At 64.5% G+C, this 26474-nt stretch carries 39 protein-coding genes; 36 read left to right on the forward strand and 3 right to left on the reverse strand.

Annotated features, from left to right (window positions below; translation table 11 throughout):
* Window positions 1-152: 152 nt before the first annotated feature.
* From rpsL to ACZ42P_RS10315, 34 genes are all read left to right on the forward strand, one after another.
* Window positions 153-530 carry a 30S ribosomal protein S12 gene (rpsL, locus tag ACZ42P_RS10150; RefSeq protein WP_464897430.1) on the forward strand — a complete coding sequence of 126 codons (378 nt, stop codon included), beginning with the start codon at window positions 153-155 and terminating at the stop codon, window positions 528-530.
* Window positions 531-586: 56 nt separating this feature from the next.
* Window positions 587-1057, forward strand: a complete 471-nt coding sequence (rpsG, locus tag ACZ42P_RS10155) for a 30S ribosomal protein S7 (protein WP_464897431.1) — start codon at window positions 587-589, stop codon at window positions 1055-1057.
* Between the two features lie 81 nt (window positions 1058-1138).
* Window positions 1139-3229, forward strand: a complete 2091-nt coding sequence (fusA, locus tag ACZ42P_RS10160; RefSeq protein WP_464897432.1) for an elongation factor G — start codon at window positions 1139-1141, stop codon at window positions 3227-3229.
* Between the two features lie 27 nt (window positions 3230-3256).
* The gene (gene tuf / locus ACZ42P_RS10165) at window positions 3257-4447 is read left to right on the forward strand and encodes an elongation factor Tu (protein ID WP_464897421.1); all 1191 of its coding nucleotides are present in this window, start codon (window positions 3257-3259) and stop codon (window positions 4445-4447) included.
* A 79-nt stretch (window positions 4448-4526) separates the two neighbouring features.
* The gene (rpsJ, locus tag ACZ42P_RS10170; RefSeq protein WP_347307651.1) at window positions 4527-4835 is read left to right on the forward strand and encodes a 30S ribosomal protein S10; all 309 of its coding nucleotides are present in this window, start codon (window positions 4527-4529) and stop codon (window positions 4833-4835) included.
* 75 nt (window positions 4836-4910) lie between these two features.
* Complete coding sequence (rplC, locus tag ACZ42P_RS10175; RefSeq protein ID WP_464897433.1) at window positions 4911-5570, forward strand: 50S ribosomal protein L3; 660 nt, start codon at window positions 4911-4913, stop codon at window positions 5568-5570.
* On the forward strand, window positions 5570-6190 hold the full coding sequence (rplD, locus tag ACZ42P_RS10180) for a 50S ribosomal protein L4 (protein WP_464897434.1): 621 nt from the start codon (window positions 5570-5572) through the stop codon (window positions 6188-6190). The genes rplC and rplD overlap by 1 nt, the downstream gene beginning before the upstream one ends.
* Window positions 6187-6486, forward strand: a complete 300-nt coding sequence (gene rplW, locus ACZ42P_RS10185) for a 50S ribosomal protein L23 (RefSeq protein WP_464897435.1) — start codon at window positions 6187-6189, stop codon at window positions 6484-6486. The genes rplD and rplW overlap by 4 nt, the downstream gene beginning before the upstream one ends.
* A 35-nt stretch (window positions 6487-6521) precedes the next feature.
* Complete coding sequence (rplB, locus tag ACZ42P_RS10190) at window positions 6522-7349, forward strand: 50S ribosomal protein L2 (protein ID WP_464897436.1); 828 nt, start codon at window positions 6522-6524, stop codon at window positions 7347-7349.
* 15 nt (window positions 7350-7364) lie between these two features.
* Window positions 7365-7643 carry a 30S ribosomal protein S19 gene (gene rpsS, locus ACZ42P_RS10195; protein WP_347307420.1) on the forward strand — a complete coding sequence of 93 codons (279 nt, stop codon included), beginning with the start codon at window positions 7365-7367 and terminating at the stop codon, window positions 7641-7643.
* 13 nt (window positions 7644-7656) lie between these two features.
* Window positions 7657-7989, forward strand: coding sequence for a 50S ribosomal protein L22 (gene rplV, locus ACZ42P_RS10200; RefSeq protein WP_464897437.1), 333 nt, complete (start codon window positions 7657-7659; stop codon window positions 7987-7989).
* Window positions 7990-8000: 11 nt separating this feature from the next.
* Window positions 8001-8711 (forward strand): 30S ribosomal protein S3, encoded by a 711-nt coding sequence (rpsC, locus tag ACZ42P_RS10205; protein ID WP_464897438.1) that lies wholly within the window; start codon window positions 8001-8003, stop codon window positions 8709-8711.
* Window positions 8695-9111 (forward strand): 50S ribosomal protein L16, encoded by a 417-nt coding sequence (gene rplP, locus ACZ42P_RS10210; protein WP_464897439.1) that lies wholly within the window; start codon window positions 8695-8697, stop codon window positions 9109-9111. The genes rpsC and rplP overlap by 17 nt, the downstream gene beginning before the upstream one ends.
* Before the next feature lie 19 nt (window positions 9112-9130).
* On the forward strand, window positions 9131-9325 hold the full coding sequence (gene rpmC / locus ACZ42P_RS10215; protein WP_464897440.1) for a 50S ribosomal protein L29: 195 nt from the start codon (window positions 9131-9133) through the stop codon (window positions 9323-9325).
* Window positions 9322-9588, forward strand: coding sequence for a 30S ribosomal protein S17 (gene rpsQ / locus ACZ42P_RS10220; RefSeq protein WP_464897441.1), 267 nt, complete (start codon window positions 9322-9324; stop codon window positions 9586-9588). Before rpmC ends, rpsQ begins: the two co-directional genes overlap by 4 nt.
* Window positions 9589-9784: 196 nt before the next feature.
* Window positions 9785-10153, forward strand: a complete 369-nt coding sequence (gene rplN / locus ACZ42P_RS10225) for a 50S ribosomal protein L14 (RefSeq protein ID WP_347307412.1) — start codon at window positions 9785-9787, stop codon at window positions 10151-10153.
* 9 nt (window positions 10154-10162) lie between these two features.
* The gene (gene rplX, locus ACZ42P_RS10230; RefSeq protein WP_464897442.1) at window positions 10163-10480 is read left to right on the forward strand and encodes a 50S ribosomal protein L24; all 318 of its coding nucleotides are present in this window, start codon (window positions 10163-10165) and stop codon (window positions 10478-10480) included.
* A gap of 9 nt (window positions 10481-10489) precedes the next feature.
* Window positions 10490-11029 (forward strand): 50S ribosomal protein L5, encoded by a 540-nt coding sequence (gene rplE / locus ACZ42P_RS10235; protein WP_464897443.1) that lies wholly within the window; start codon window positions 10490-10492, stop codon window positions 11027-11029.
* Between the two features lie 7 nt (window positions 11030-11036).
* Window positions 11037-11342: a 30S ribosomal protein S14 gene (rpsN, locus tag ACZ42P_RS10240; protein ID WP_464897444.1), complete on the forward strand. Its 306-nt coding sequence runs from the start codon at window positions 11037-11039 to the stop codon at window positions 11340-11342.
* An 11-nt stretch (window positions 11343-11353) separates the two neighbouring features.
* Entirely contained in the window at window positions 11354-11749 is a 396-nt protein-coding gene (gene rpsH, locus ACZ42P_RS10245; protein ID WP_464897445.1) for a 30S ribosomal protein S8, read from the forward strand.
* Between the two features lie 12 nt (window positions 11750-11761).
* Window positions 11762-12295, forward strand: a complete 534-nt coding sequence (gene rplF, locus ACZ42P_RS10250) for a 50S ribosomal protein L6 (protein ID WP_464897446.1) — start codon at window positions 11762-11764, stop codon at window positions 12293-12295.
* A 12-nt stretch (window positions 12296-12307) separates the two neighbouring features.
* Window positions 12308-12661, forward strand: a complete 354-nt coding sequence (gene rplR, locus ACZ42P_RS10255; protein ID WP_464897447.1) for a 50S ribosomal protein L18 — start codon at window positions 12308-12310, stop codon at window positions 12659-12661.
* 12 nt (window positions 12662-12673) lie between these two features.
* Complete coding sequence (gene rpsE / locus ACZ42P_RS10260) at window positions 12674-13180, forward strand: 30S ribosomal protein S5 (protein WP_464897448.1); 507 nt, start codon at window positions 12674-12676, stop codon at window positions 13178-13180.
* A gap of 3 nt (window positions 13181-13183) precedes the next feature.
* Complete coding sequence (gene rpmD, locus ACZ42P_RS10265; RefSeq protein WP_464897449.1) at window positions 13184-13372, forward strand: 50S ribosomal protein L30; 189 nt, start codon at window positions 13184-13186, stop codon at window positions 13370-13372.
* Between the two features lie 2 nt (window positions 13373-13374).
* Window positions 13375-13809, forward strand: a complete 435-nt coding sequence (rplO, locus tag ACZ42P_RS10270) for a 50S ribosomal protein L15 (RefSeq protein WP_464897450.1) — start codon at window positions 13375-13377, stop codon at window positions 13807-13809.
* Window positions 13810-13817: 8 nt separating this feature from the next.
* Window positions 13818-15143 carry a preprotein translocase subunit SecY gene (secY, locus tag ACZ42P_RS10275; RefSeq protein WP_464897451.1) on the forward strand — a complete coding sequence of 442 codons (1326 nt, stop codon included), beginning with the start codon at window positions 13818-13820 and terminating at the stop codon, window positions 15141-15143.
* 17 nt (window positions 15144-15160) lie between these two features.
* Window positions 15161-15379, forward strand: a complete 219-nt coding sequence (gene infA, locus ACZ42P_RS10280) for a translation initiation factor IF-1 (RefSeq protein ID WP_347307390.1) — start codon at window positions 15161-15163, stop codon at window positions 15377-15379.
* Between the two features lie 57 nt (window positions 15380-15436).
* Window positions 15437-15550, forward strand: coding sequence for a 50S ribosomal protein L36 (rpmJ, locus tag ACZ42P_RS10285; protein WP_347307388.1), 114 nt, complete (start codon window positions 15437-15439; stop codon window positions 15548-15550).
* An 85-nt stretch (window positions 15551-15635) separates the two neighbouring features.
* On the forward strand, window positions 15636-15998 hold the full coding sequence (rpsM, locus tag ACZ42P_RS10290) for a 30S ribosomal protein S13 (protein WP_464897452.1): 363 nt from the start codon (window positions 15636-15638) through the stop codon (window positions 15996-15998).
* 37 nt (window positions 15999-16035) lie between these two features.
* Window positions 16036-16428 (forward strand): 30S ribosomal protein S11, encoded by a 393-nt coding sequence (gene rpsK / locus ACZ42P_RS10295; protein ID WP_347307383.1) that lies wholly within the window; start codon window positions 16036-16038, stop codon window positions 16426-16428.
* 15 nt (window positions 16429-16443) lie between these two features.
* Entirely contained in the window at window positions 16444-17073 is a 630-nt protein-coding gene (gene rpsD, locus ACZ42P_RS10300; protein WP_464897453.1) for a 30S ribosomal protein S4, read from the forward strand.
* Between the two features lie 71 nt (window positions 17074-17144).
* Complete coding sequence (locus tag ACZ42P_RS10305; RefSeq protein WP_464897454.1) at window positions 17145-18134, forward strand: DNA-directed RNA polymerase subunit alpha; 990 nt, start codon at window positions 17145-17147, stop codon at window positions 18132-18134.
* Between the two features lie 26 nt (window positions 18135-18160).
* Window positions 18161-18559, forward strand: a complete 399-nt coding sequence (rplQ, locus tag ACZ42P_RS10310) for a 50S ribosomal protein L17 (protein WP_464897455.1) — start codon at window positions 18161-18163, stop codon at window positions 18557-18559.
* An 85-nt stretch (window positions 18560-18644) separates the two neighbouring features.
* Complete coding sequence (locus tag ACZ42P_RS10315) at window positions 18645-19373, forward strand: SAM hydrolase/SAM-dependent halogenase family protein (RefSeq protein ID WP_464897456.1); 729 nt, start codon at window positions 18645-18647, stop codon at window positions 19371-19373.
* 7 nt (window positions 19374-19380) lie between these two features.
* Here ACZ42P_RS10315 and ACZ42P_RS10320 read toward each other — a convergent pair whose 3' ends face one another.
* The 3 genes from ACZ42P_RS10320 to uvrA are packed head-to-tail and all read right to left on the reverse strand — an operon-like array spanning window position 19381 to window position 24314.
* Window positions 19381-19626: a MoaD/ThiS family protein gene (locus ACZ42P_RS10320; RefSeq protein WP_464897457.1), complete on the reverse strand. Its 246-nt coding sequence runs from the start codon at window positions 19624-19626 to the stop codon at window positions 19381-19383.
* A 2-nt stretch (window positions 19627-19628) separates the two neighbouring features.
* Window positions 19629-21446 carry a type IV pilus assembly ATPase TfpB gene (gene tfpB, locus ACZ42P_RS10325; protein WP_464897458.1) on the reverse strand — a complete coding sequence of 606 codons (1818 nt, stop codon included), beginning with the start codon at window positions 21444-21446 and terminating at the stop codon, window positions 19629-19631.
* A 45-nt stretch (window positions 21447-21491) separates the two neighbouring features.
* Entirely contained in the window at window positions 21492-24314 is a 2823-nt protein-coding gene (gene uvrA / locus ACZ42P_RS10330) for an excinuclease ABC subunit UvrA (protein WP_464897459.1), read from the reverse strand.
* Between the two features lie 96 nt (window positions 24315-24410).
* Between uvrA and ACZ42P_RS10335 the strand changes: the two genes are divergently transcribed.
* Window positions 24411-25805: an MFS transporter gene (locus ACZ42P_RS10335; protein WP_464897460.1), complete on the forward strand. Its 1395-nt coding sequence runs from the start codon at window positions 24411-24413 to the stop codon at window positions 25803-25805.
* Window positions 25789-26247 (forward strand): single-stranded DNA-binding protein, encoded by a 459-nt coding sequence (gene ssb / locus ACZ42P_RS10340; protein WP_464897461.1) that lies wholly within the window; start codon window positions 25789-25791, stop codon window positions 26245-26247. The genes ACZ42P_RS10335 and ssb overlap by 17 nt, the downstream gene beginning before the upstream one ends.
* The last annotated feature ends 227 nt before the right edge of the window (window positions 26248-26474 follow it).

Consider the following 26474-nt stretch of genomic DNA (forward strand, 5'->3'; position numbering starts at 1 on the left):
TTTCTAAAATCTGCTGTCTTTTCAGCAGCCCGGAATATAAACCGACCCGCCGCAAGCCAACCGGGGACGGCTCGGGCGATGGATCAACAGACGTTGGGACGGCGCAGAGTGGCGCGCCGTCCCTTCGTTTTTAGCCAAAGGAACACGTATTTATGCCAACGATCAACCAACTGGTGCGTAAGGGACGCAAGGCACCCGTGTCCAAGAGCAAGGTGCCTGCGCTGCAGGGCTGTCCGGCCAAGCGCGGCGTGTGCACGCGTGTGTACACCACCACCCCGAAAAAACCGAACTCGGCGCTGCGCAAGGTGGCCAAGGTGCGCCTCACCAACGGCTTCGAGGTCATCAGCTACATCGGCGGTGAAGGCCACAACCTGCAGGAGCACTCGGTGGTGTTGATCCGCGGCGGCCGCGTCAAGGATCTGCCTGGCGTGCGTTACCACATCGTGCGCGGCAGCCTGGATACCGCCGGCGTCAAGGACCGCAAGCAGGGCCGTTCCAAGTACGGTGCCAAGCGGCCCAAGGCAGGCTGACGGCTTTGGCCTGCGCGGCCCTGAGCGAACCCAGAATCTGACAGACCGAGGAAAGCATGCCACGTCGTAGAGAAGTTCCCAAACGCGAGATCCTTCCCGATCCCAAGTTCGGCAGCGCGGAAGTGTCCAAGTTCATCAACGTGCTGATGATCGGCGGCAAGAAGTCGGTTGCCGAGCGCATCATGTACGGCGCGCTGGAGCAGATCGCCAAGAAGAGCGGCAAGGACCCGGTGGAAGTGTTTTCCCAGGCGCTGGCCAATGCCCGCCCCATGGTGGAGGTGAAGAGCCGGCGTGTCGGCGGCGCCAACTACCAGGTGCCGGTGGAGGTGCGTCCCTCCCGCCGGGTGGCGCTGGCCATGCGCTGGCTGCGTGACGCGGCGCGCAAGCGCAGCGAGAAATCCATGGGCATGCGCCTGGCCAACGAGCTGATGGACGCCGCCGAGGGGCGTGGCGGCGCAGTGAAGAAACGCGAGGAAGTGCATCGCATGGCGGAGGCCAACAAGGCGTTCTCCCATTTCCGCTTCTGAAGGCGGGTCGATCCAACACGGGCACGCGCAGCGAGTGACGGCGGCGCGTTGCCGACTTGCAGAATTTGAGGCTTATTCAAAGTGGCACGTAAAACACCCATCGAACGATACCGCAACATCGGTATCTCGGCGCACATCGACGCCGGCAAGACCACGACCACCGAGCGCATCCTGTTCTACACCGGGGTGTCCCACAAGATCGGCGAGGTGCACGACGGCGCCGCGATCATGGACTGGATGGAGCAGGAGCGGGAGCGCGGCATCACCATCACCTCCGCGGCGACCACCTGCTTCTGGAAGGGCATGGACGGCAGCTTCCCGGAGCATCGCATCAACATCATCGACACCCCGGGCCACGTGGACTTCACCATCGAGGTGGAGCGTTCCATGCGCGTGCTGGACGGCGCCTGTATGGTCTATTGCGCGGTGGGTGGCGTGCAGCCCCAGTCGGAGACCGTGTGGCGCCAGGCCAACAAGTACAAGGTGCCGCGCCTGGCTTTCGTCAACAAGATGGACCGCACCGGCGCCAATTTCTTCCGGGTGGAAGAGCAGATGCGCAGCCGCCTCAAGGCCAACCCGGTGCCCATCCAGGTGCCCATCGGCGCCGAGGAGAACTTCAAGGGTGTGGTGGACCTGATCCGCATGAAGGCCATCATCTGGGACGAAGCCTCCCAGGGCACCCGTTTCGAGCTGGCCGACATTCCCGCCGATCTCGTGGACACCTGCAAGAAGTGGCGCGAGAAGATGGTGGAGGCGGCCGCCGAGGCTTCCGAAGAACTGATGAACAAGTATCTGGAAGAGGGCGATCTGTCCGAGGCGGAAATCAAGCAGGGACTGCGGGCGCGCACCATTGCCTCGGAGATCGTGCCCATGCTGTGCGGCTCGGCATTCAAGAACAAGGGCGTGCAGGCCATGCTGGACGCGGTGATCGAATTCCTGCCCTCGCCGGTGGACATCCCCGCGGTCAAGGGCGAAACGGAAAACGGCGAGCCGGCGGAACGCAAGGCCTCGGATGACGAGCCCTTCTCGGCGCTGGCGTTCAAGATCATGAGCGACCCCTACGTGGGCCAGCTCACCTTCTTCCGCGTCTATTCCGGGGTGGTTACCTCCGGTGACACCATCTACAACCCGGTCAAGGGGCGCAAGGAACGCATCGGCCGGCTGCTGCAGATGCACGCCAACCAGCGCGACGAGATCAAGGAAGTGCGTGCCGGTGACATTGCCGCTGCGGTGGGTCTGAAGGAAGCCGGCACCGGCGACACCCTGTGCGATCCCGCCAATCCCATCATCCTGGAGCGCATGGAGTTCCCCGAGCCGGTGATTCACGTGGCGGTGGAGCCCAAGACCAAGGCCGACCAGGAAAAAATGGGCATCGCCCTGAGCCGGCTGGCCCAGGAGGACCCGTCCTTCCGGGTGCGCACCGACGAGGAATCGGGTCAGACCATCATCTCCGGCATGGGCGAGCTGCACCTGGAGATCATCGTCGACCGCATGAAGCGGGAGTTCGGGGTCGAGGCCAATGTGGGCGCGCCCCAGGTGGCCTACCGGGAAACCATCCGCAAGTCGGTGGAAGTGGAAGGCAAGTACATCAAGCAGTCCGGCGGCAAGGGCCAGTACGGTCACGTCGTGCTGGTGCTGGAGCCCCAGCCGGAAGGCGCCGGCTACCAGTTCGTGGACGAGATCAAGGGCGGCGTGATCCCGCGGGAATTCATTCCCTCGGTGGACAAGGGTATCCAGGACACCATGAAGAGCGGCGTGCTGGCCGGCTTCCCGGTGGTGGACGTGAAAGTGCGGCTGATCTTCGGTTCCTACCACGAGGTGGACTCCAGCCAGATCGCGTTCGAGATGGCGGCCTCCATGGCGTTCAAGGATGGCATGCGCAAGGCCAACCCCGTGCTGCTCGAGCCCATGATGGCGGTGGAAGTGGAAACGCCGGAGGAATACATGGGCGATGTGATGGGCGACCTCAACCGCCGGCGCGGCATCATCCAGGGCATGGAAGACATTCCCACCGGCAAGGTGATCAAGGCCGAGGTGCCCCTGGCGGAGATGTTCGGCTATTCCACGGACCTGCGCTCCATGTCCCAGGGCCGGGCCACCTACTCCATGGAATTCAAGCACTACGCCGAAGCGCCGAAGCACGTGGCTGACGCAGTGATCAACAAGAAATAGTCTCAACCCTTTTCGAGAGGATCGATCATGGCAAAGGAAAAGTTTGAGCGTAAGAAGCCGCATGTGAATGTGGGGACGATTGGCCACGTGGACCATGGCAAGACCACTTTGACGGCGGCGATCACCACGATTTTGGCGAAGAAGTATGGTGGTGAGGCGAAGAAGTATGACGAGATTGACTCGGCGCCGGAGGAGAAGGCGCGGGGTATTACCATCAACACGGCGCATGTCGAATACGAGACCGAGAAGCGGCACTATGCGCATGTGGACTGCCCGGGGCATGCGGACTATGTGAAGAACATGATTACGGGTGCGGCGCAGATGGACGGTGCCATTTTGGTGGTATCGGCTGCGGACGGTCCCATGCCGCAGACGCGGGAGCACATTTTGCTGGCGCGTCAGGTGGGGGTGCCCTACATCGTGGTGTACCTGAACAAGGCGGACATGGTGGACGATCCCGAGCTTCTGGAGCTGGTGGAGATGGAAGTGCGGGAGCTTCTGTCCAAGTATGATTTTCCTGGGGACGACACGCCCATCATCGTGGGGTCGGCGCTCAAGGCGCTGGAGGGGGACCAGAGCGAGATTGGCGAGCCGTCGATTCTCAAGCTGGCGGATGCGCTGGACAACTACATTCCGGACCCGGTGCGTGCGATTGACCAGCCGTTTTTGATGCCGATTGAGGATGTGTTTTCCATTTCCGGGCGTGGCACGGTGGTGACGGGCCGTGTGGAGCGTGGGGTGGTCAAGGTGGGTGACGAAGTGGAGATTGTGGGCCTGCGTCCGACCCAGAAGACCACGGTGACGGGTGTGGAGATGTTCCGCAAGCTGCTGGACCAGGGGCAGGCTGGGGACAATGTGGGTGTGCTGCTGCGGGGTACCAAGCGTGAGGAAGTGGAGCGTGGGCAGGTGCTGGCCAAGCCGGGCACCATTACGCCGCACACCAAGTTTACGGCGGAGATTTATGTTCTGAGCAAGGAAGAGGGGGGTCGTCACACCCCGTTCTTTAATGGTTACCGTCCGCAGTTTTATTTCCGGACGACGGACGTGACGGGTGCGGTGGAGTTGCCGGCGGGCGTGGAGATGGTGATGCCTGGTGACAACGTGCAGATCACGGTGAGCCTGATCCAGCCGATTGCCATGGAAGAGGGGCTGCGGTTTGCGATCCGCGAAGGCGGCCGCACCGTGGGCGCCGGCGTGGTGTCCAAGATCATTGAATAGAGCGGTGAGGGTGAGGTGAGCGGGGTGACGCGCAAGCCGCACCTCACACCCCACGCCTGACACTTCACGGGAACTTATGATGCAAAGCCAGAAAATCCGGATTCGACTCAAGGCGTTCGACTATCGTCTCATCGACCAGTCGGCGCTGGAGATCGTGGAAACCGCCAAGCGTACCGGCGCGGTGGTCAAGGGCCCGGTGCCCCTGCCCACGCGCATCGAACGCTTCGACATTCTGCGTTCTCCCCACGTCAACAAGACCTCGCGCGACCAGTTCGAGATTCGCACGCATCTGCGCCTGATGGACATCATCGACCCCACCGACAAGACCGTGGATGCGCTGATGAAGCTCGACCTGCCCGCCGGCGTGGACGTGGAAATCAAACTGTAAGGATTGCGCAGGCAACGCCGCGCAATGGCAAACGAGCCGGTCAATTGCAACCGGCCTGGTTAAAAGGAAACGAAAATGAGCCTCGGACTTGTCGGTCGCAAGATTGGCATGACCCGTCTGTTCACCGATGATGGCCGCGCCATCCCGGTGACGGTGGTGGACGTGTCCAACAACCGCGTGACCCAGATCAAGACGCCTCAGACGGACGGTTATGCCGCGGTGCAGGTCACCTATGGCAAGCGTCGCCCCACTCGCGTCACCAAGCCCATGGCGGGTCACTTCGCCAAGGCCGGCGTGGAAGCGGGCCATGTCGTGCGCGAATTCCGCGTCAGCGAAGACGAGGTGTCGGCATTCACGCTCGGCAAAGTGATTGGCGCCGATCTGTTCCAGCCCGGCCAGCTGGTCGATGTCACGGGTATCACCAAGGGCAAGGGCTTCGCCGGCACCATCAAGCGCCACAACTTCGGCTCCCAGCGGGCGTCCCACGGCAACTCCCGGTCCCACAACGTGCCGGGTTCCATCGGCATGGCCCAGGATCCGGGCCGCGTGTTTCCGGGCAAGCGGATGTCGGGCCACATGGGCTCGGTGCAGCGCACCGTGCAAAAGCTGGAAATCGTGCGCGTGGACACGGAAAAACAGGTGCTCCTGATCAAGGGGGCGGTGCCCGGCTCCAGGGGCACCGATGTAATCGTGCGTCCCAGCGTCAAGGCGGGTGCTGAGAAGGCAGGTGCGTGATGGAACTGAAACTCATCAATGAACAGGGCGCCCAGGTTGCCAGCGTGCAGGCCTCGGACGCTACTTTCGGGCGGGAGTACAACGAGGCCCTGGTCCATCAGGTGGTGACGTCCTATCTGGCCAACGCGCGTACCGGCACGCGTGCCCAGAAGGACCGCTCCCAGGTGTCCCATACCACCCACAAGCCCTGGCGGCAGAAGGGCACCGGCCGCGCGCGGGCGGGCATGTCTTCCAGCCCCCTGTGGCGTGGCGGCGGCAAGGTGTTCCCCAGCAGCCCTGACGAGAATTTCTCCCACAAGATCAACCGCAAGATGTACCGGGCCAGCATGCGTGCCATCCTGTCGGAACTGGCGCGTCAGGGCCGCCTGGCGGTGGTCGAGGACCTGAAGGTGGAAGCGCCCAAGACCAAGCTTCTGGCGCAGAAGCTCAAGGGCATGGGGTTCGACCGGGTGATGGTGGTCACCGACAGCATGGACGAGAATCTTTATCTCTCCTCGCGCAACCTGGCAGATGTGCTGGTGGTCGAGGCGCAGCATGCAGACCCCTACAACCTGGTGCGTTATCCGAACGTGCTCCTCACCAGGAGTGCGGTCAAGAAATTCGAGGAGCTCCTGGCATGAACCCCGACCGTCTGATGCAAGTGATCCTGGCCCCGGTGATTTCCGAAAAGGGCACCTTCGTGGGCGATCTCAACAACCAGGTTCCGTTCCGGGTGGCCGCGGATGCCACCAAGCCGGAGATCAAGGCCGCCGCGGAGCTTCTGTTCGGTGCCAAGGTGGATTCGGTGCAGGTGGTGAACGTGAAGGGCAAGACCAAGCGTTTCGGCCGCACCATGGGCCGCCGCCGCAACTGGAAGAAGGCGTACGTCTGCTTCGCGCCCGGCCAGGAAATCAATTTCGCCGGCTCCCAGGCGTGAGCGGCGCCGCACAACAGCAGCCAGGAGAATAGAAAGTGCCACTGGTCAAAGTCAAACCCACATCCCCCGGCCGCCGCGCCGTGGTGAAGGTCGTCAACCCCGACCTCTACAAGGGCCGACCCTTCGAGGCCCTTGTGGAGCCCAAGCCGAAGAAGGCGGGCCGCAACAACAACGGCCACATCACCACCCGGCACCAGGGAGGCGGCCACAAGCACCACTACCGGATCATCGACTTCAAGCGCAACAAGGATGGCATCCCGGCCAAGGTGGAGCGCTTGGAATACGATCCCAACCGCAGCGCCCACATCGCCCTGCTGTGCTACCGTGACGGCGAGCGCCGCTACATCATCGCGCCCAAGGGTGTGACGGCGGGCATGGAGCTCTTGAGCGGTTCCGAGGCCCCGATCAAGCCGGGCAATGCCCTGCCGCTGCGCAACATCCCGGTGGGCACCACCATCCACTGCGTGGAAATGCAGCCGGGCAAGGGCGCCCAGCTGGCCCGCGCCGCGGGCGCGGCGGCGCAGCTTCTGGCGCGGGAGGGCAGCTACGCCCAGATCCGCCTGCGCTCCGGCGAGATCCGCAAGGTGCACGTGGACTGCAAGGCGACCATCGGCGAGGTGGGTAATGCCGAGCACAACCTGCGCTCCATCGGCAAGGCGGGTGCCAACCGCTGGCGCGGCATCCGGCCCACGGTGCGCGGCGTGGCGATGAACCCCATCGACCATCCCCACGGCGGTGGCGAGGGCAAGACGGCCGCCGCCCAGCCCCCGGTCAGCCCCTGGGGGGTGCAGACCAAGGGCTATCGCACGCGGCGCAACAAACGCACCAGCAACATGATCGTGCGTCGTCGTTACCAGAAATAACCGAGGTTTCAGAATATGGCTCGTTCCATCAAGAAAGGCCCGTTCGCCGATGCCCACCTGTTGAAGAAGGTGGAAGCGGCCAATGCCACCCGCGACAAAAAGCCGATCAAAACCTGGTCGCGCCGGTCCACGATCCTGCCGGATTTCGTCGGGCTGACCATCGCGGTGCACAACGGCCGCCAGCACGTGCCGGTGTTCATCACGGAAAACATGGTGGGGCACAAGCTCGGCGAGTTCGCGCTGACCCGGACCTTCAAGGGGCACGCCGCGGACAAGAAAGCCGGCAAGAAGTGATTAGGAGAGCATCATGAGAGTGACCGCTGTTATGCGTGGCCAGCGCCTGTCCCCCCAAAAGGGCCGGCTGGTGGCCGATCTGGTGCGCGGCAAGCCGGTGGAGCAGGCGCTGAACATTCTGACGTTCTGCCCCAAGAAGGGCGCCAAGCTGATCAAGAAGGCGCTCGAGTCCGCCATCGCCAACGCCGAACACAACGAGGGTGCCGACATCGACGAGCTGAAGGTGACCAGTATCTGCGTGGACAAGGGACCGGTGCTTAAGCGCTTCGCCGCTGCGGCCAAGGGCCGGGGGGTGCGCATCACCAAGCCCACCTGCCACATCACCGTCACCGTCGGTGACAAGTAAAAGGGACGAACATGGGACAAAAGATCAATCCGATTGGCTTCCGCCTCGCCGTCCAGAAAAACTGGGCGTCCAAGTGGTATGCCAATAGCCGCAACTTCCCGGCCATGCTCAACGAGGACATCAAGGTGCGCGAGTTCCTGAAGAAGAAACTCGCCCATGCCATGGTGTCCAAGATCGTCATCGAGCGCCCGGCCCGCAACGCCCGCATCACCATCCACACTGCCCGTCCCGGTGTGGTGATCGGCAAGAAGGGTGAGGACATCGAGAACCTGCGCGTCACCCTGCAGAAGATGATGGGGGTGCCGGTGCACGTCAACATCGAGGAAGTGCGCAAGCCCGAGCTGGATGCCCAGATCATCGCCGACAGCATTGCCCAGCAGCTGGAGAAGCGCGTGATGTTCCGCCGCGCCATGAAGCGCGCCATGCAGAACGCCATGCGTCTCGGTGCCCAGGGTATCAAGATCATGAGCTCAGGCCGTCTCAACGGCATCGAGATCGCCCGTACCGAGTGGTACCGGGAAGGCCGTGTGCCGCTGCACACCCTGCGCGCCGACATCGACTACGGCTTCGGCGAGGCCAAGACCACCTACGGGGTGATTGGCATCAAGGTCTGGGTATTCAAGGGTGAAAACGTGGGGCGCAACGAGGTGGCCGCGCCGGCCGAGCCGGCGCCCGAGCGCAAAGCGCGCAAAGCAGGAGTGAAACATGCTGCAGCCAGCTAGAAGGAAATACCGCAAGGAGCAGAAGGGCCGCAACAAGGGTGTGGCCACGCGCGGCAACAAGGTGAGCTTCGGTGACTTCGGTCTCAAGGCCATTGGCCGCGGCCGCCTGACCGCGCGCCAGATCGAGGCGGCACGGCGCGCCATGACCCGCCACATCAAGCGTGGCGGCCGCATCTGGATCCGCATTTTCCCCGACAAGCCCATCTCCCAGAAGCCGGCGGAGGTGCGCATGGGTAACGGCAAGGGCAACCCCGAGTACTGGGTGGCCGAGATCCAGCCGGGCAAGGTGCTCTACGAGATGGACGGCGTGAACGAAGAACTGGCGCGCGAGGCCTTCCGCCTGGCCGCCGCCAAACTGCCCATCGCCACCACCTTCGTCACCCGGCAGGTGGGTGCCTGACCAGGCTGAAAGGTGAATCATGAAAGCAAGTGAACTGAGAAAGAAATCCGTGGACGAGCTCAAGGCCGAGCTGTCTTCCCTGCTCAAGGCCCAGTTCGGCCTGCGCATGCAGATCGCGACCCAGCAGTCCACCAAGACCGACCAGTTGAGGAAGGTGCGCCGCGACATCGCCCGCGTGCGCACCCTACTCACGGAAAAAGCGAGGCAAGCATGACTGACGCGCCCAAGAACCGCCGCACCCTCACCGGTCGCGTGGTGAGCGACAAGATGGACAAGACCGTGACCGTTCTGGTGGAGCGGCAGGTGAAGCACCCCATGTACGGCAAGGTCGTGCGTCGCTCCAAGAAGTACCACGCCCACGACGAGAACAACGAATTCCACGTGGGGGACCTGGTGGAAATCCAGGAGACCGCGCCCATCGCCAAGACCAAGGCCTGGCGGGTGACGCGGCTGATCGAAAAAGGGCGGGTGATTTGAGTCCTTGCGCGGCCCTGGTGGCAGCGCTATAATTTCGCCCTTTCGCTGGCGCGCCTCGGCCGTTCCCGCCATGACGCGGGCCGCAACGGGGCCGGAGGCGGGCCACCCAAAACTGACCGTCGGCAGGTTGTGCCGCCGGGGGGCTCCTCCGGGTCCCTCGCGGCGGCACGAGACGGATTAAGTTGGAGAACAGATCATGATTCAAACCGAGTCCATGCTGGACGTCGCGGACAACACCGGTGCGCGCACCGTGATGTGCATCAAGGTGTTGGGCGGCTCCAAGCGCCGTTACGCCAACATCGGCGACATCATCAAGGTCAGTGTCAAGGATGCCGCGCCCCGCGGGCGCGTCAAGAAAGGCGAGATCTACAACGCCGTGGTGGTGCGCACCGCCAAGGGCGTGCGCCGTCCCGACGGTTCGCTGATCAAGTTCGACGGCAACGCGGCCGTGCTGCTCAACAACAAGCTGGAGCCCATCGGCACGCGCATTTTCGGCCCCGTCACACGCGAGCTCAGGACCGAGCGCTTCATGAAGATCGTCTCGCTCGCGCCGGAAGTGCTGTAAGGAGCAAACATGCGCAAGATCAGGAAAGGGGACGACGTGGTCGTCCTCACGGGCAAGGACAAGGGCCGGCGCGGCATCGTGCTGCGCGTGGTGGATGACGAGCGCGTGGTGGTGGAAGGCGTGAACCGGGTGAAGAAGCACCAGAAACCCAACCCCCTGCGCGGCCTCGCCGGCGGCATCGTGGAAAAGGAAATGCCGATCCACATTTCCAATGTGGCGCTGTTCAATCCCGCGACCCAGAAGCCCGACCGGGTGGGGTTCCGCGTGCTGGAGGACGGGCGCAAGGTCCGTTACTTCAAGTCCAACGGCGAAGTGGTCGACGCATAAGGAAAAGCCATGGCTCGCTTGCAAGAGTTTTACAGGGAACAGGTCGTGCCCCGGCTCATGAAGGAGTTCGGGTACAAGTCCGTGATGGAAGTGCCGCGCATCGAGAAGATCACCCTCAACATGGGTGTGGGCGAGGCCGTGGGCGACAAGAAGGTGCTGGAGCACGCGGTCGGCGACCTGGCGAAGATCGCCGGCCAGAAGCCGGTGATCACCAAAGCGCGCAAGTCCATTGCCGCCTTCAAGATTCGCCAGGGCTATCCCATCGGCTGCATGGTGACCCTGCGCAAGGCGCGCATGTACGAATTCCTGGATCGCCTGATCAACATCGCCATTCCGCGCATCCGTGACTTCCGCGGCATCTCCGCCCGCTCCTTCGACGGGCGCGGCAATTTCAACATGGGCGTGAAAGAGCAGATCATCTTTCCGGAAATCGAGTACGACAAGATCGACGCGCTGCGTGGCCTGAACATCACCATCACCACCACCGCCAAGACCGACAAGGAAGGCCGCGCCCTGCTGGCGGCCTTCAGCTTCCCGTTCAAGAACTGAGGTTGCTATGGCCAAGTTAGCACTCAAGAACCGCGAACAGAAGCGCCGCAAGCTGGTGGCCAAATACGCCGCCAAGCGTGCCCAGCTGCTCGCCATCATCAACAACGCCAAGGCCTCCGACGAAGAGCGCTACGAGGCGCGTATGAAGCTGCAGCAGCTGCCGCGCAACGCAAGCCCGGTGCGTCTGCGCAACCGCTGTGCGCTGACTGGTCGTCCGCGCGGCTACTTCCGCAAGTTCGGCCTGTCCCGCAACAAAGTGCGCGAGTTCGCCATGGCCGGGCAGATCCCGGGCATCGTCAAGGCCAGCTGGTGAGGGGTTGAAGCATGAGCATGAGTGATCCCATTTCCGACATGCTGACCCGCATCCGCAACGCGCAGCGTGCGGAGAAGGCCAGCGTCTCCGTGCCCTCGTCCAAGCTCAAGGTGGCCATCGCCAAGGTGCTCAAGGACGAAGGCTACATCCAGGATTTCCTGGTCCGCGACAACGACGGCAAGCCGCAGCTCGACATCAGCCTGAAGTATTACGCGGGCCGCCCCGTGATCGAGCGCATCGAGCGTGTCTCGCGCCCCGGCCTGCGCATCTACCGCGGTGCCAAAGATCTGCCCAAGGTCATGAACGGTCTGGGCATCAGCATCGTCTCCACGCCCAAGGGCGTGATGACCGACCGCCAGGCCCGTGCGGCCGGCGTGGGCGGTGAAGTCCTGTGCATCGTGGCGTAACGGGGAACGGACATGTCTCGCGTCGCTAAGAATCCGATTCAGGTGCCGGCAGGGGTGGAAGTGACCCTGGGCACGGAGGAAATCGTCGTCAAAGGGCCCCTGGGCACCCTCAAGCAGCGTCAGCATCCCGCCGTCAGGGTGGTGCGCGAGGGTGACGTGCTGAAGGTGGAACAGGTGGCGGAGGGTCATGCGGCCCACGCCATGTCCGGCACCATGCGCGCCCTGCTGGCGAACATGGTGCAGGGGGTGAGCAAAGGCTTTGAGCGCAAGCTGACCCTCGTGGGAGTGGGCTATCGCGCTCAGGCCAAGGGCGACGTGCTCAGCCTGGCGCTGGGCTTTTCCCATCCGGTGGAACACAAGATGCCAGCCGGCGTCAAGGTGGAAACCCCCAGCCAGACCGAAATCGTCCTCAAGGGGGCGGACAAACAGGTGGTCGGCCAGGTCGCCGCGGAGATCCGCGCCTACCGTCCGCCCGAGCCATACAAGGGCAAGGGCGTGCGCTATGCGGACGAAGTGGTGGTCCTGAAAGAGACCAAGAAGAAGTAAGAGGCATACGTCATGGACAAAAAACAGGCTCGTCTGCGTCGCGCACGCAAAACCCGTGCCAAAATCGCCGAGCTCAAGGCGGTGCGGCTGGCGGTGCATCGCACCAACTGTCACATCTATGCGCAGCTCATCGACCCCAGTGGCAGCCGGGTGCTGGCGGCGGCCTCCTCGCTGGACAAAAGCCTGCGCGGCGAGCTGCGCAACGGCGGCAACATTGCCGCGGCCGCCCGCGTCGGCAGGCTGATTGCGGAAAAGGCCAAGAGTCTCGGCATCGAGAAGGTGGCGTTCGACCGCTCCGGGTTCCGCTATCACGGGCGGGTCAAGGCCCTGGCCGAAGCGGCCCGCGAAGGCGGCCTGCAGTTCTAATCGAGGTTGAACATGGCAAAAGTGGAAACGGAAGAGCGCGGCGACGGCCTGCGGGAAAAGATGATCTCGGTGAACCGCGTCACCAAGGTGGTGAAGGGCGGTCGCATTCTGGGCTTTGCGGCCTTGACGGTGGTCGGTGACGGCGATGGCGGCATCGGCATGGGCAAGGGCAAGGCCAAGGAAGTGCCGGTGGCAGTGCAAAAGGCCATGGAGGAAGCCCGCCGCAACATGGTCAAGATTCCCCTCAAGAATGGCACCCTCCAGCACGCCGTGATCGGCCATCACGGGGCCTCCAAGGTAATCATGCAGCCCGCTTCGGAGGGCACCGGCATCATTGCCGGCGGCGCCATGCGGGCGGTGTTCGAGGTGATGGGCGTGACCGACGTGATGTGCAAGTGCATCGGCTCCACCAATCCCTATAACGTGGTGCGTGCCACCCTGGATGGCCTGCTCAAGCAGTCCACGCCCTCGGATGTGGCAGCCAAGCGCGGCAAGCGCGTGGAAGAGATTCTGGGATAAACCATGGCGACTTCTGGCAAGAAAATCAAAGTCACGCTGGTGAAAAGCACGATCGGCACCATCAAGTCCCATCGTGAATGCGTGCGCGGTCTGGGGCTGCGCCGCCTCAATCACACGGTGGAGCTCGAGGACACGCCGGCCGTGCGCGGCATGATCAACAAGGTGTCCTATCTGGTGAAGTGCGAGGGCTGAACATGCGACTGAACACCATCAAACCCGCTGCCGGCGCCACCCATGCCCGCAAGCGCGTGGGGCGGGGCATTGGCAGCGGTCTGGGCAAGACCTGCGGCCGCGGGCACAAGGGTCAGAAGTCGCGCGCCGGCGGGTTTCACAAGGTGGGCTTCGAGGGTGGCCAGATGCCCCTGCAGCGCCGGTTGCCCAAGCGCGGTTTCGTTTCCCCCCGCAAGGGTGAGGTCGCCGAGGTGATGCTGTATGCGCTGAAGCAACTGCCGGGTGACACGGTGGACCTGCTCACGCTGAAGCAGGCGGGCCTGGTGCCGGCCCGTGCCCTGGGGGCCAAGATTGTGCTGTCGGGCAGCATCGACCGCGCCCTCACCGTGCAGGGCGTGGGTGTGACCAAAGGTGCGCGCGCCGCCATCGAGGCGGCGGGCGGCAAGATCGTCGAGTAGGAGCGCCCTTGGCCCTCGCCAGTGGTGTGGCCGGCGCCCTCGCGGGCGCCAAGCTGGGCGACCTGAAGCGGCGCCTGCTGTTCCTGCTGGGCGCCCTGGTGGTGTTCCGCATCGGCACCCACATCCCGGTGCCGGGCATCGACCCGGAGCAGCTCAAGGCGCTGTTCGAAGGCCAGCAAAGCGGCATCCTGGGCATGTTCAACATGTTTTCCGGGGGTGCGCTTTCGCGCTTCTCGGTGCTGGCCCTGGGCATCATGCCCTACATTTCGGCGTCCATCATCATGCAGCTGCTGACCGTGGTGTCGCCGCAGCTGGAGGCGCTCAAGAAGGAAGGCGAGGCGGGCCGCCGCAAGATCACCCAATACACGCGCTACGGCACCGTGGCGCTGGCGTTCTTCCAGTCGCTGGGCATCGCCATCGCGCTGGAGTCGCAACAGGGGCTGGTGCTGGAGCCGGGCTTCATGTTCCGCATCACCACGGTGATCACCCTCACGGCAGGCACCATGTTCCTGATGTGGCTGGGGGAACAGATCACGGAACGGGGCATTGGCAACGGGATCTCGCTGATCATCTTCGCGGGCATCGTGGCGGGACTGCCACGCGCCATTGGCGGCACCCTGGATCTGGTGCGCACGGGGGCTTTCTCCATTCCCCTGGCTCTGTCCATCTTCGCGGGCGTGGTGCTGGTCACCTACCTGGTGGTGTTCGTGGAGCGCGGCCAGCGCAAGATCACGGTGAACTACGCCAAGCGCCAGGTGGGCAACCGCATCTATGCCGGGCAGAGCACCCATCTGCCGCTGAAGCTGAACATGTCGGGGGTGATCCCGCCGATCTTCGCCTCCAGCATCATCCTGTTCCCGGCCACCCTGGCGGGCTGGTTTGGGCAGAGCGACAAGCTGACTTGGCTCAAGGACATCGCCGGCATGCTGTCGCCGGGGCAGCCGCTGTACGTGATGCTGTACGCGGCGGCGATCGTCTTCTTCTGTTTCTTCTACACGGCCCTGGTGTTCAACCCCAAGGAGACCGCGGAGAATCTGAAGAAGAGCGGAGCCTTCCTGCCGGGCATCCGGCCGGGTGAGCAGACCGCGCGTTACATCGAGAAGATCACCATGCGGCTGACGCTGGTCGGCGCCCTCTATGTGACCCTGGTCTGTCTGCTGCCCGAGTTTCTGATTTTGAAGTACAACGTGCCGTTTTATTTCGGTGGCACGTCGCTTCTGATCATCGTGGTGGTGACCATGGATTTCATGGCCCAGGTGCAGGCCTACATGCTGAGCCACCAGTATGAAAGCCTGCTCAAGAAGGCCAATTTCAAGGGTGGTTTGGTGCGCTAGGCGGCAACGGCGGTTGTATGGCCAAGGAAGACACGATCGAGATGCAGGGTGAGGTGCTGGAAAACCTCCCCAACGCGACGTTCCGGGTCAAGCTGGAAAACGGCCACGTGATTCTGGGCTATATCTCGGGCAAGATGCGCATGCATTACATCCGCATCCTGCCCGGGGACAAGGTGACGGTGGAGCTCACCCCCTATGACCTCACCCGGGGCCGCATCATCTATCGCGCCAAGTGAGTGATCGTGCCGGGCCGCGGGTGCGACCGGCGGGGGGAATCAATCGGGAGAACGAACATGCGAGTGCAAGCATCGGTCAAGAAAATCTGCCGCAAGTGCAAGATCGTGCGGCGCAAGGGTGTGGTGCGGGTGATCTGCGCCGATCCCCGCCACAAGCAGCGCCAGGGCTGAAGCGGCCTGGCTTGATAGGCGCCTGCTTTATTGTTAACATTGTCAGTTTTCGGTTTGCGGAAAGCTTTCTGCAAGGAGTAACGGAATGGCCCGTATCGCCGGGGTGAACATCCCCAACCACCAGCATGCCGTGATCGCACTGACCGCGATCTACGGCATCGGCCGCTCGCGCGCGCGCAAGATCTGTGAGGCGGCGGGCGTCAACCCCACCACCAAGATCAAGGATCTCAACGACAGCGACCTGGATCGTCTGCGCGACGAGGTGGGCAAGTACACGGTGGAAGGCGATCTGCGCCGCGAAGTGACCATGAACATCAAGCGCCTGATGGACCTGGGCTGCTACCGCGGCCAGCGTCACCGGCGCGGTCTGCCGGTGCGCGGCCAGCGTACCCGCACCAATGCGCGCACCCGCAAGGGTCCGCGCAAGGCCATCCGTGCCAGCAAATAAAGCCTGCCGCAGCCAGCACTAAAGGACGAATTCACCTATGGCAACCAAGACCACCACCCGGGTGCGCAAGAAGGTCAAGAAAAACGTGGCCGAGGGCATCGCCCACATCCACGCCTCCTTCAACAACACCATCGTCACCATCACCGACCGCCAGGGCAACGCCCTGGCCTGGGCTACTGCCGGCGGCGTCGGCTTCAAGGGCTCGCGCAAGAGCACGCCCTTTGCCGCGCAGGTCGCGGCCGAGGCGGCCGGCAAGGCGGCCCAGGAATATGGCGTGAAGAATCTGGAGGTGCGTATCAAGGGGCCGGGGCCCGGGCGCGAATCCGCGGTGCGTGCCCTCAATGCCGTGGGTTTCAAGATCACCCAGATCGCGGATGTGACGCCGGTGCCGCACAACGGTTGCCGCCCCCCGAAGAAGCGCCGCATCTAAGCTAGGAGAACGACTGTGGCCCGCAATACCGATCCCAAGTGCCGCCAGTGCCGCCGCGAGGGCGAGAAGCTGTTCCTCAAGGGCGAGAAGTGCTACACGGACAAGTGCGCCATCGAGCGCCGCAGCTATGCCCCGGGTCAGCACGGCCAGAGAAGTGGCGCCCGTCTGTCCGACTACGGCAAGCAGCTGCGTGAGAAGCAGAAAATGCGCCGGGTCTATGGCGTGCTGGAGCGCCAGTTCCGCGGCTACTACTTCGAGGCCGACCGCCGCAAGGGCATTACCGGCGAGAACCTGCTGCAGCTGCTGGAAAGCCGTCTGGACAACGTGGTGTATCGCATGGGTTTCGGCGCGTCCCGTGCCGAGGCGCGCCAGGTGGTGCGTCACAACGGCATTCTGGTGAACGGCAAGCGGGTGAACATTCCGTCCTACCAGGTGCGTCCGGGTGATGTGATCGAGGTGGCGGAGCGCGCGAAGAACCAGCTGCGCATCAAGGCCGCCGTGGAAGCCGCCGAGGGCCGGGGCTTTCCGGAGTGGGTGTCGGTGGATACCAAGGCGCTCAAGGGCACTTTCAAGGCGCTGCCTGCCCGGTCCGATCTGCCGGCCACAATCAACGAGCATCTCGTCATCGAGCTTTACTCGAAGTAACCGCTTCTCAGGACATGGCTGCCCGGACCCATGGCGTCCGGGCAGCCCGCTAAAGGTACGAGGACCCATCCATGCAAAGCAGCGCTACCGAATTCCTGAAGCCGCGTGTCGTCGACGTGGAGCAACTCTCTCCGCTGCGCGCCCGCGTCGTGATGGAGCCGTTCGAGCGCGGTTACGGCCACACGCTGGGCAATGCCCTGCGCCGCATCCTGCTCTCCTCCATGCCCGGCTATGCCATCACCCAGGTGAGGATCGACGGCGTGCTGCATGAGTACTCCGCCATCGAAGGTGTGCAGGAGGACGTGGTGGACATCCTGCTCAACCTCAAGGGCGTGGCTCTCAAGCTGCACAACCGCAGCGAGGCCACCCTGCGCCTGGTCAAGAAAGGCAAGGGCGTGGTCACCGCCGGTGACATCGAGGCCACCCACGACGTGGAAATCATCAATCCGGATCACGTGATCGCCCACATCACCGGCAACACCGAGCTCAGCATGGAGCTCAAGGTGGAGCAGGGCCGGGGCTACCAGCCGGTGGCGTCCCGCCGCATCGAGGATCAGGAACACACCATTGGCACCATCATGATGGATGCCTCCTTCAGCCCGGTCCGCCGCGTGAGCTACACGGTGGAAAGCGCCCGCGTGGAGCAGCGCACCGACCTGGACAAGCTGGTGATGGACATCGAGACCAATGGCGTGGTGGATCCGGAGGAAGCGGTGCGTTATGCGGCGCGCATCCTCATGGACCAGCTGTCCGTGTTTGCCGAGCTCAAGGGCACGCCCGCGGTCACCGAGACACCGCGCGCCCCGGCCATCGACCCCATCCTCCTGCGGCCGGTGGACGATCTGGAACTCACGGTGCGTTCCGCCAACTGCCTCAAGGCGGAGAACATCTACTACATCGGCGATCTCATCCAGCGCACCGAAACCGAGCTGCTCAAGACGCCCAACCTGGGTCGCAAATCCCTCAACGAAATCAAGGACGTGCTGGCCTCCAAGGGGCTGACCCTGGGCATGCGCCTGGAAAACTGGCCGCCGCCCGGGCTCGAGCACCACGGCAAGTAAGCAGATACCAACAAGGATAGGCAACCATGCGTCACCGTCTAGGCAACCGCAAACTGAACCGGACCAGCAGCCACCGTCTGGCCATGCTGCGCAACATGACCAATTCCCTGCTGCGGCACGAGGTGATCAAGACCACCCTGCCCAAGGCCAAGGAACTGCGCCGGGTGGCCGAGCCCCTCATCACGCTGGGCAAGAACCCGACGCTGGCCAACCGCCGTCTGGCCTTCGACCGCCTGCGTGACCGGGAGATGGTGGTGAAGCTGTTCGACGAGCTGGGCCCGCGTTATCGCAACCGGCCGGGTGGCTATCTGCGCATCCTCAAGTGCGGGTTCCGGCAGGGGGACAACGCGCCGATGGCCTATGTGGAGCTCCTGGACCGGCCTGAGACCGGCACGGCGGCCGCGCCGGAAGGCGCCGCCGAATAGGGCGCAGGCACAGGACGCAACAGGGAAAAACCGGGTGCAAGCCCGGTTTTTTCATGGCGCGGCCGGTGGCTGAGGGGAGACGCGCATGAGCGTGCTGCTGTTCACCGATTTCGGGGCAGCCGACCTCTACGTGGGGCAGGTGAAGGCGGTGCTCGCCCAGCAGGCACCGGGCATTCCGGTCATCGACCTGCTCCACGAGGTGCCCGCCTATGACATCGAGGCGGGCGCCCATCTGCTGGCCGCCCTCGCGACACGCTTTGCCCTGGGCGACGTCTGTCTGGCGGTGGTGGATCCGGGCGTGGGCGGCAGTCGCCGGCCGGCGGTGGTGCAGGCCGACGGGCGCTGGTTCGTGGGCCCGGACAACGGGCTCTTGTCCCTGGTGGCGAGCCGCGCGCGGGAGCGGCGCGTCTGGCACATCGCCTGGCAGCCGGAACAGCTTTCCGCCAGCTTCCACGGGCGCGATCTGTTCGCTCCCGTCGCCGCCTGGCTGGCGCGGCAAAGCCTGCCCGGCGAATACTTACGGCCCGTGCGCAACCTGGACGTGCTGCTGCCTACAGCGCCCCTTGCCCGCGTGATCTACGTGGACCACTACGGCAACTGCCTGACCGGGCTGCCCGCAGCGGGGCTTTCCCCGGAAACCTGGATCGAATGCGGACCCCACCGTCTGCCCCATGCCCGCACCTTTTCGACGGCGCCGGCAGGGCGGCCCTTCTGGTACGGCAACAGCATCGGCCTGGTGGAAATCGCCATTCCCAACGGACACGCCGCCCAGACCCTGGGTCTCCGGGTGGGCAGTGCCGTGCGCGTGCTCTAGAACCCTGTCACAGGCGCACGGACACGAAGGCGATTTCGTCGCCGTTGGCGATGGCGGTAGTGGTTTCGGCGAAGCGCTTGTTGACGGTGATGCGCAACAGACCGGTGCCGAAGGTCTTTCCCCACTGCCCGCCGCGCGCCTTGAGCAGCGCCAGCAGGTCGGCCACGGTGGCGACATCGCCCGGCAGTTCGATTTCCTCGTAGGCCGTCCCCAGCTCGTCCACCAGGGCGGCGAAGTAATACAGCTTGATCATCGTCATCCCTCGAACGGTGGTGGTGTCACTCGGAGTACTTCCTCGGCCGTGGTGAGGCCCGCCGCCACCTTGGCCGCACCCGCCGCACGCAGGGCGCGCATGCCTTCCCGGTAGGCCGTCTCGCGCAGGCGCGCGAGATCGGTATGGGGCGTGATCAGGCGTGCGATGGCCGGGCTCATGGCGAGAATCTCATAGACGCCGACCCGACCGCGGTAGCCGGTCATGCGGCATTCCAGGCAGCCGTTGGGCCGGAAGACGCGGGCGGGTCTGGCCGCCTTCCAGGGGCGGGTAAGCTCGTTCCAGGTCTCGTCCCCGATCACATCCGGCTGCTTGCAGTGCGGGCACAGCGTGCGCACCAGGCGCTGGGCGAGCACGCCGAGCAGCGTGGACTTGATGAGATAGGCCGGCACCCCCAGGTCCAGCAGGCGGGTGATGGCGGAAGGCGCGTCGTTGGTGTGCAGCGTGGACAGCACCAGGTGCCCGGTGAGCGCGGCCTGGATGGCCATTTCCGCCGTTTCCAGATCGCGGATCTCGCCCACCATGATGATGTCCGGATCTTGGCGCATGAGGGTGCGGATGCCGCTGGCGAAATCCAGGCCGATGCCCGGCTGCACCTGCATCTGGTTGAACTGGGGCACCACCATTTCGATGGGGTCCTCCACGGTGCACATATTGACTTCCGGCTCAGCCAGTTGCCGCAGGGACGTGTAGAGCGTGGTGGTCTTGCCGGAACCGGTGGGGCCGGTGACCAGCACGATGCCGTTGGGCTGGGAGACCAGGGCATGCCAGCGCGCCGCCTCCTCGTCGCTGAAACCCAGCTCGCGGAAATCCCGCACCAGGATGTCCGGGTTGAAGATGCGCATCACCAGCTTTTCGCCGAAGGCGGTGGGCATGGTGGACAGACGCAGCTCGATTTCCTCGCCCCGGGGCGTGACGGTCTTGATGCGGCCGTCCTGGGGGCGGCGTTTTTCCACCATGTCCATGCGTCCCAGCAGCTTGATCCGGCTGGTGATGGCTTGGTACACGGCGTTGGGCATCTGATACACCAGATGCAGCACGCCGTCGATGCGGAAACGCACGTTGGCAGCCTCGCGCCGTGGCTCGATGTGGATGTCGCTGGCCCGCTGCTCGAAGGCATACTGGAGCAGCCAGTCCACGATGCGCACCACGCTCTGGTCGTTGGCGTCCAGCGTGCCCATGCGCCCCAGCGCCACCAGCTGCTCGAAATTGGTGATGCCGCTGCCTGCGCCCTCGTGGGCCTTGAGGGCATGCTTCACCGATTGCGCCAGACTGTAGAACTCGGCGATGTAGCGCAGGATGTCGAGGGGATTGGCCACCACCCGCCGGATGGTCTTGCGGGTCGCCTGCTCCACGCTGTTTTCCCATTCGCGGGACCAGGGCTCGGCAGTGGCGATCACCACCTCGCCGGCGCGGATCTCCACGGGCAGCACGCGATAGCGTGACGCATAGGCGTGGGACATCACCTCGGTCACCGCCGCCACGTCCACCTTGAGGGGGTCAATGTGGTAATAGGGCAGCCCCGCCTTGGCGGCGAGCCATTCCGTCAGGAATTCCAGGGTGAGGGGCGCGTCGGCGGCAAGACTCCGCCATTTCTGGGCCGCGATCACCACCAGGGGATGCTGGTCGCCGCGGGCGGCGCGCTGGGCCGCCGCCAGCTCGGCTGCCTGTTCCGGGGTGATGTGTCCGTCGGCAAGCAGCGCATCCAGGACCGCGGGCAGACGCAGCAGGCCCGGGGCAAAGGCCGCCGGGCCGGGGGTTGGCTCGGCGGCAGGCTTGGGCTCGGGTGCAGGCAGGCTCATGACCTGCCTACGCTACGCAGGGGCTGGGGGCCTGTCAACCGCGGCTCAGCCGCGTGCCAGTACCTGGCGCAGGTAATGCCCGGTATGGCTGCCCGGTGTCCGGGCCACCTGCTCGGGGGTGCCTTCCGCGATGATCCGGCCGCCGCCCTCGCCGCCCTCCGGGCCCAGGTCGATGATCCAGTCCGCGGTTTTGATCACGTCCAGGTTGTGCTCGATGATCACCACGGTGTTGCCGTGGTCGCGCAGGCGATGCACCACCGACAGCAGCAGTTCGATGTCCTGGAAATGCAGTCCGGTGGTGGGCTCGTCCAGGATGTAGAGGGTGCGGCCGGTGTCGCGCTTGGACAGTTCCAGGGCAAGCTTCACGCGCTGGGCCTCGCCGCCGGAGAGGGTGGTGGCCGACTGCCCCAGGGTGATGTAGCCCAGGCCCACGTCGAGCAGGGTCTGCAGTTTCTTGGCCACGGCGGGCACGGCGGCGAAGAATTCGTAGGCCTGCTCCACGGTCATTTCCAGCACGTCGTGGATGGTCATGCCCTTGTAGCGGATCTCCAGCGTTTCACGGTTGTAGCGCTTGCCGTGACAGACATCACAGGGCACGTAGATGTCCGGCAGGAAGTGCATCTCCACCTTGATCACGCCGTCGCCCTGGCATGCCTCGCAACGCCCGCCCTTGACATTGAAGGAGAAGCGGCCCGGCCCGTAGCCCCGCTCGCGCGCTTCCGGTACACCGGCGAACAGCTCCCGGATGGGCGTGAACAGGCCGGTGTAGGTGGCAGGATTGGAACGGGGGGTGCGGCCGATGGGGCTCTGGTCCACGTCGATGACCTTGTCGAAGAATTCCAGCCCCTCGATTCCGTCGTGGGGGGCCGGCTCCAGGGCTGAACCGTAGAGGTGCTGCGCCACCGCCGGATAGAGGGTGTCGTTGATGAGCGTGGACTTGCCGGAGCCGGACACACCCGTAACGCAGGTGAGCACGCCCACCGGCAGCTTGAGGGTGACGTTTTTCAGGTTGTTGCCGCGCGCGCCTTTGAGCACCAGCCAGCGTTTGGCGTCGGGCTTGTGGCGTTTCTTCGGGACGGGAATGGACCGGCGTCCGGAAAGATACTGGCCGGTGAGGGAGCGGGGGTCGGCCTTGATCTCCTCCGGCGTGCCCTGGGCCACCACCTGCCCGCCATGCACGCCCGCGCCCGGGCCGATGTCGATCACGTGGTCGGCGATGCTGATGGCCTCCTCGTCGTGCTCCACCACGATCACGGAATTGCCCAGGTCGCGCAGATGACGCAGCGTGGCCAACAGCCGCCCGTTGTCCCGCTGGTGCAGCCCGATGGAGGGCTCGTCGAGGACATACATCACGCCGGTGAGGCCGGAGCCGATCTGGGAGGCGAGCCGGATGCGCTGCGCCTCGCCGCCGGAGAGGGTTTCCGCCGAGCGGTCCAGGGAGAGATAGTCCAGTCCCACGTTGGTGAGAAAGCGCATGCGCGAGACGATTTCCTTGACGATCTTTTCCGCGATCGCCTGGCGCGCGCCGGGAAGCTGCAGATTTTCGAAGAAGGGCAGCGCCTCCCTGAGGGGCATGCGGCTCACTTCGTAGATGGCCTTGCCCCCCACCCGCACATGGCGCGCCTCCCGGCGCAGGCGCGTGCCCCCGCATTCGGGGCAGGGCTTGGTGTTGAGATACTTGGCGAGCTCCTCGCGCACGGTGAGCGAATCGGTCTCGTGGTAGCGCCGCTCCAAGTTGTGCAGGATTCCCTCGAAAGGGTGCTTGCGGGTGGTGAAGCCTCCCCGCTCGGCCAGGTACCTGAAGGGGATTGCTTCGTCCCCGCTGCCGTAGAGCAGGATGTTCTGGATGCGTTTGGGCAGGTCCTCGAAGGGCGTGTCCAGATCGAAGCCGTAATGCATGGCCAGGCTTTGCAGCATCTGGAAGTAGAACTGGTTGCGCCGGTCCCAGCCCTTGATCGCGCCCGAGGCGAGGGAGAGATGGGGAAAGGCCACCACCCGTCTAGGATCGAAGAAGCTGATCACGCCCAGCCCGTCGCATTTGGGACAGGCGCCCATGGGGTTGTTGAAGGAGAACAGGCGCGGCTCCAGTTCCACCAGGGCGTAATCGCAAACGGGGCAGGCGAACTTCGCCGAAAACAGGTGCTCGCGGCCGGTATCCATTTCCACCGCGATGGCTCGGCCGTCGGCGTGGCGCAGCGCGGTCTCGAAGGACTCCGCCAGGCGCTGCTTCACCTCCGGCCGCACCTTGAGCCGGTCCACCACCACCTCGATGGTGTGCTTCCGGTTCTTGTCGAGCTTGGGCAGGCTGTCGATTTCGAAGATCCTGCCGTCGATGCGCAGGCGCACGAAGCCCTGGGCGCGCAGCTCCTGGAACAGCTCCAGATGTTCGCCCTTGCGGCCGGTGATCACCGGCGCCAGGATCATGAGCTTGGTGTCCTCCGGCAGCGCCAGCACGTGGTCCACCATCTGGGACACGGTCTGGGCTGCCAGCAGCACGTCGTGCTCCGGGCAGTAGGGATCGCCCACGCGGGCATAGAGCAGGCGCAGGTAGTCATGGATTTCCGTGACCGTGCCCACTGTCGAGCGCGGATTGTGGGAAGTGGCCTTCTGTTCGATGGAAATCGCCGGCGACAGGCCCTCGATCAGGTCCACGTCCGGCTTTTCCATCATCTGCAGGAACTGGCGCGCGTAGGCCGAAAGGGATTCCACGTAGCGGCGCTGGCCTTCGGCATACAGGGTGTCGAAGGCGAGGGAGGATTTGCCGGAGCCGGACAGCCCGGTGATCACCACCAGGCGGTTGCGTGGAATGTCCAGACTGATGTTCTTGAGATTGTGGGTGCGGGCGCCGCGAATCTTGATGAATTCCATGGCGGGTCGTGTTCTCGCTGACGGCCGGGCCCGGTGGGCGCGGGCGAACCTGCTAATATACGCATTTTTTGCGCCGTGCTCCATTCCGGATCAGCCATGACCGACAGCGAACGCATGTCCGCCTTCGAGCTGAAGGCGGCGGTGAGCCTGGCCAGCATCTACGGACTGCGCATGCTGGGCATGTTCCTGATTCTCCCCGTGTTCGTGTTTTATGCGGAGCACGAACTCGCCGCGACCCACACCCAGGCCGGGCTCGCGCTGGGCATCTACGGCCTCACCCAGGCCGTTCTGCAACTGCCCTTTGGCATGGCCTCGGACCGCTTCGGGCGCAAGCGGGTCATCTACTTCGGGCTGGGCCTGTTCGCGCTGGGGAGTTTCATCGCCGCCTTTTCCCACGACATCCGCCTCACCATCTTGGGGCGGGCCATCCAGGGCTCGGGCGCGATTTCCGCCGCGGTCACCGCCCTGCTGGCCGATCTCACCCGGGAGGAACACCGCACCAAGGCCATGGCCATGATCGGTGGCACCATTGGCGTGACCTTCGCCATTTCCCTGATCGCGGGCCCGGCCTTCTATCACTGGATCGGTGTGCCCGGCATTTTCGCGATGACCGGGGCGCTCGCGCTGCTGGCCATCGCCGTGGTGCGCTTCTTCGTGCCCAATCCCCGCGTCACGCGCTTTCATTCCGACACCGAGGCCACGCCCGCCCGACTCAAGGACGTGCTGCGCGACGTGGAACTTTTGCGTCTCAACTTCGGCATCTTCGCCCTGCATGCCGCCCAGATGGCGCTGTTCGTGGTCATCCCCCTCGCCCTGAAAAAGGCCGGCAACATCGACCAGAACCACCACTGGCTGATCTATCTGCCCATCATGGTGCTGTCCTTCCTGCTCATGGTGCCGGCCATCATTTACGGCGAGAAGAAATTCCGGCTGAAGGAAGTCTTCCTCGCCGCCATCGCCCTGATGCTCGTCACCCAGCTGCTGCTGGCGCGCTTCATCGATGAGTTCCCCGCGCTGCTTGCTCTGCTCACCGCCTATTTCGTCTCCTTCAACCTGCTGGAAGCGAGCCTGCCGTCCCTCATTTCCAAGATCGCGCCCGCCTCGGCCAAGGGCACCGCCATGGGGGTGTATAATGCCTCCCAGTCCTTCGGCATGTTCCTCGGCGGCGCGGCGGGCGGAGCCCTCTCCCAGCATTACGGTCCTTCGGCGGTTTTCCTGTTCTGCAGCGTGCTGGTCGGCATCTGGCTGCTCGCCGCGAGCCCCATGAAGCGTCCCCCCGCCGTGCGCACCCGCCTGTTCCACGTCCGCGAGATGGATGCCGGACAGGCCGCCGAGCTGGCGCGGCGCCTGGCCGCGCGCCAGGGTGTGTCGGAAGCCGTGGTGGTGGGCGAGGAAGGTGTCGCCATCCTGAAGGTGGACCAACGCGGCTGGGACGAGGCCGGCGTGATGCAATTGATCGAGGAGGAACGAGCCCATGGCATCAGTCAATAAGGTCATCCTGATCGGCAACCTGGGGGCCGATCCGGAAGTGCGCTACACGACGGGTGGCGATGCCATTACCAGCATCCGGGTGGCCACCACCGAGGTTTGGAAGGACAAGAACGGCGAAAAACAGGAACGCACCGAATGGCACCGCGTGGTGTTCTTCGGCAAGACTGCCGAGATTGCCGGCGAATACCTGAAGAAAGGCAGCCAGGTCTATGTGGAGGGCCGGCTGCAGACGCGCAAATGGCAGGACAAGGACGGCCAGGACCGCTACACGACGGAGATCGTCGCCGACCGCATGCAGATGCTGGGTGGCCGCGCCAGCGGGTCCGCCGGCAACGGCTTCGAAGTGCAGGAGCGTCCGGCACCCGCGCCCGCCGGCGGGGCCACCAAACCCGCGAAGAAAGGCGGGGACTTCGAGGATTTCGAGGACGACATTCCCTTCTAGACACGGAGCGCCCGCGCCTGCATGGCGCGCGACGACGGCCTGCCGAGGGGACACCGCCAGACCAGCGGCCCCCCGGCGGGTTTTGAGGCCTTCACGGGGGCTGGATTCTGCCCCCCGCAGGGCACGCATCGAAGCCAGGACCCCGCCTGCCCGCCAACCCCTCCATGATCCCATAGGGATTCCCCCGGCCTGGCTCTCCCCCTGGCCTGGGGCGGGCCGGATTCCCG

The organism is Thiobacter subterraneus (assembly GCF_055379455.1).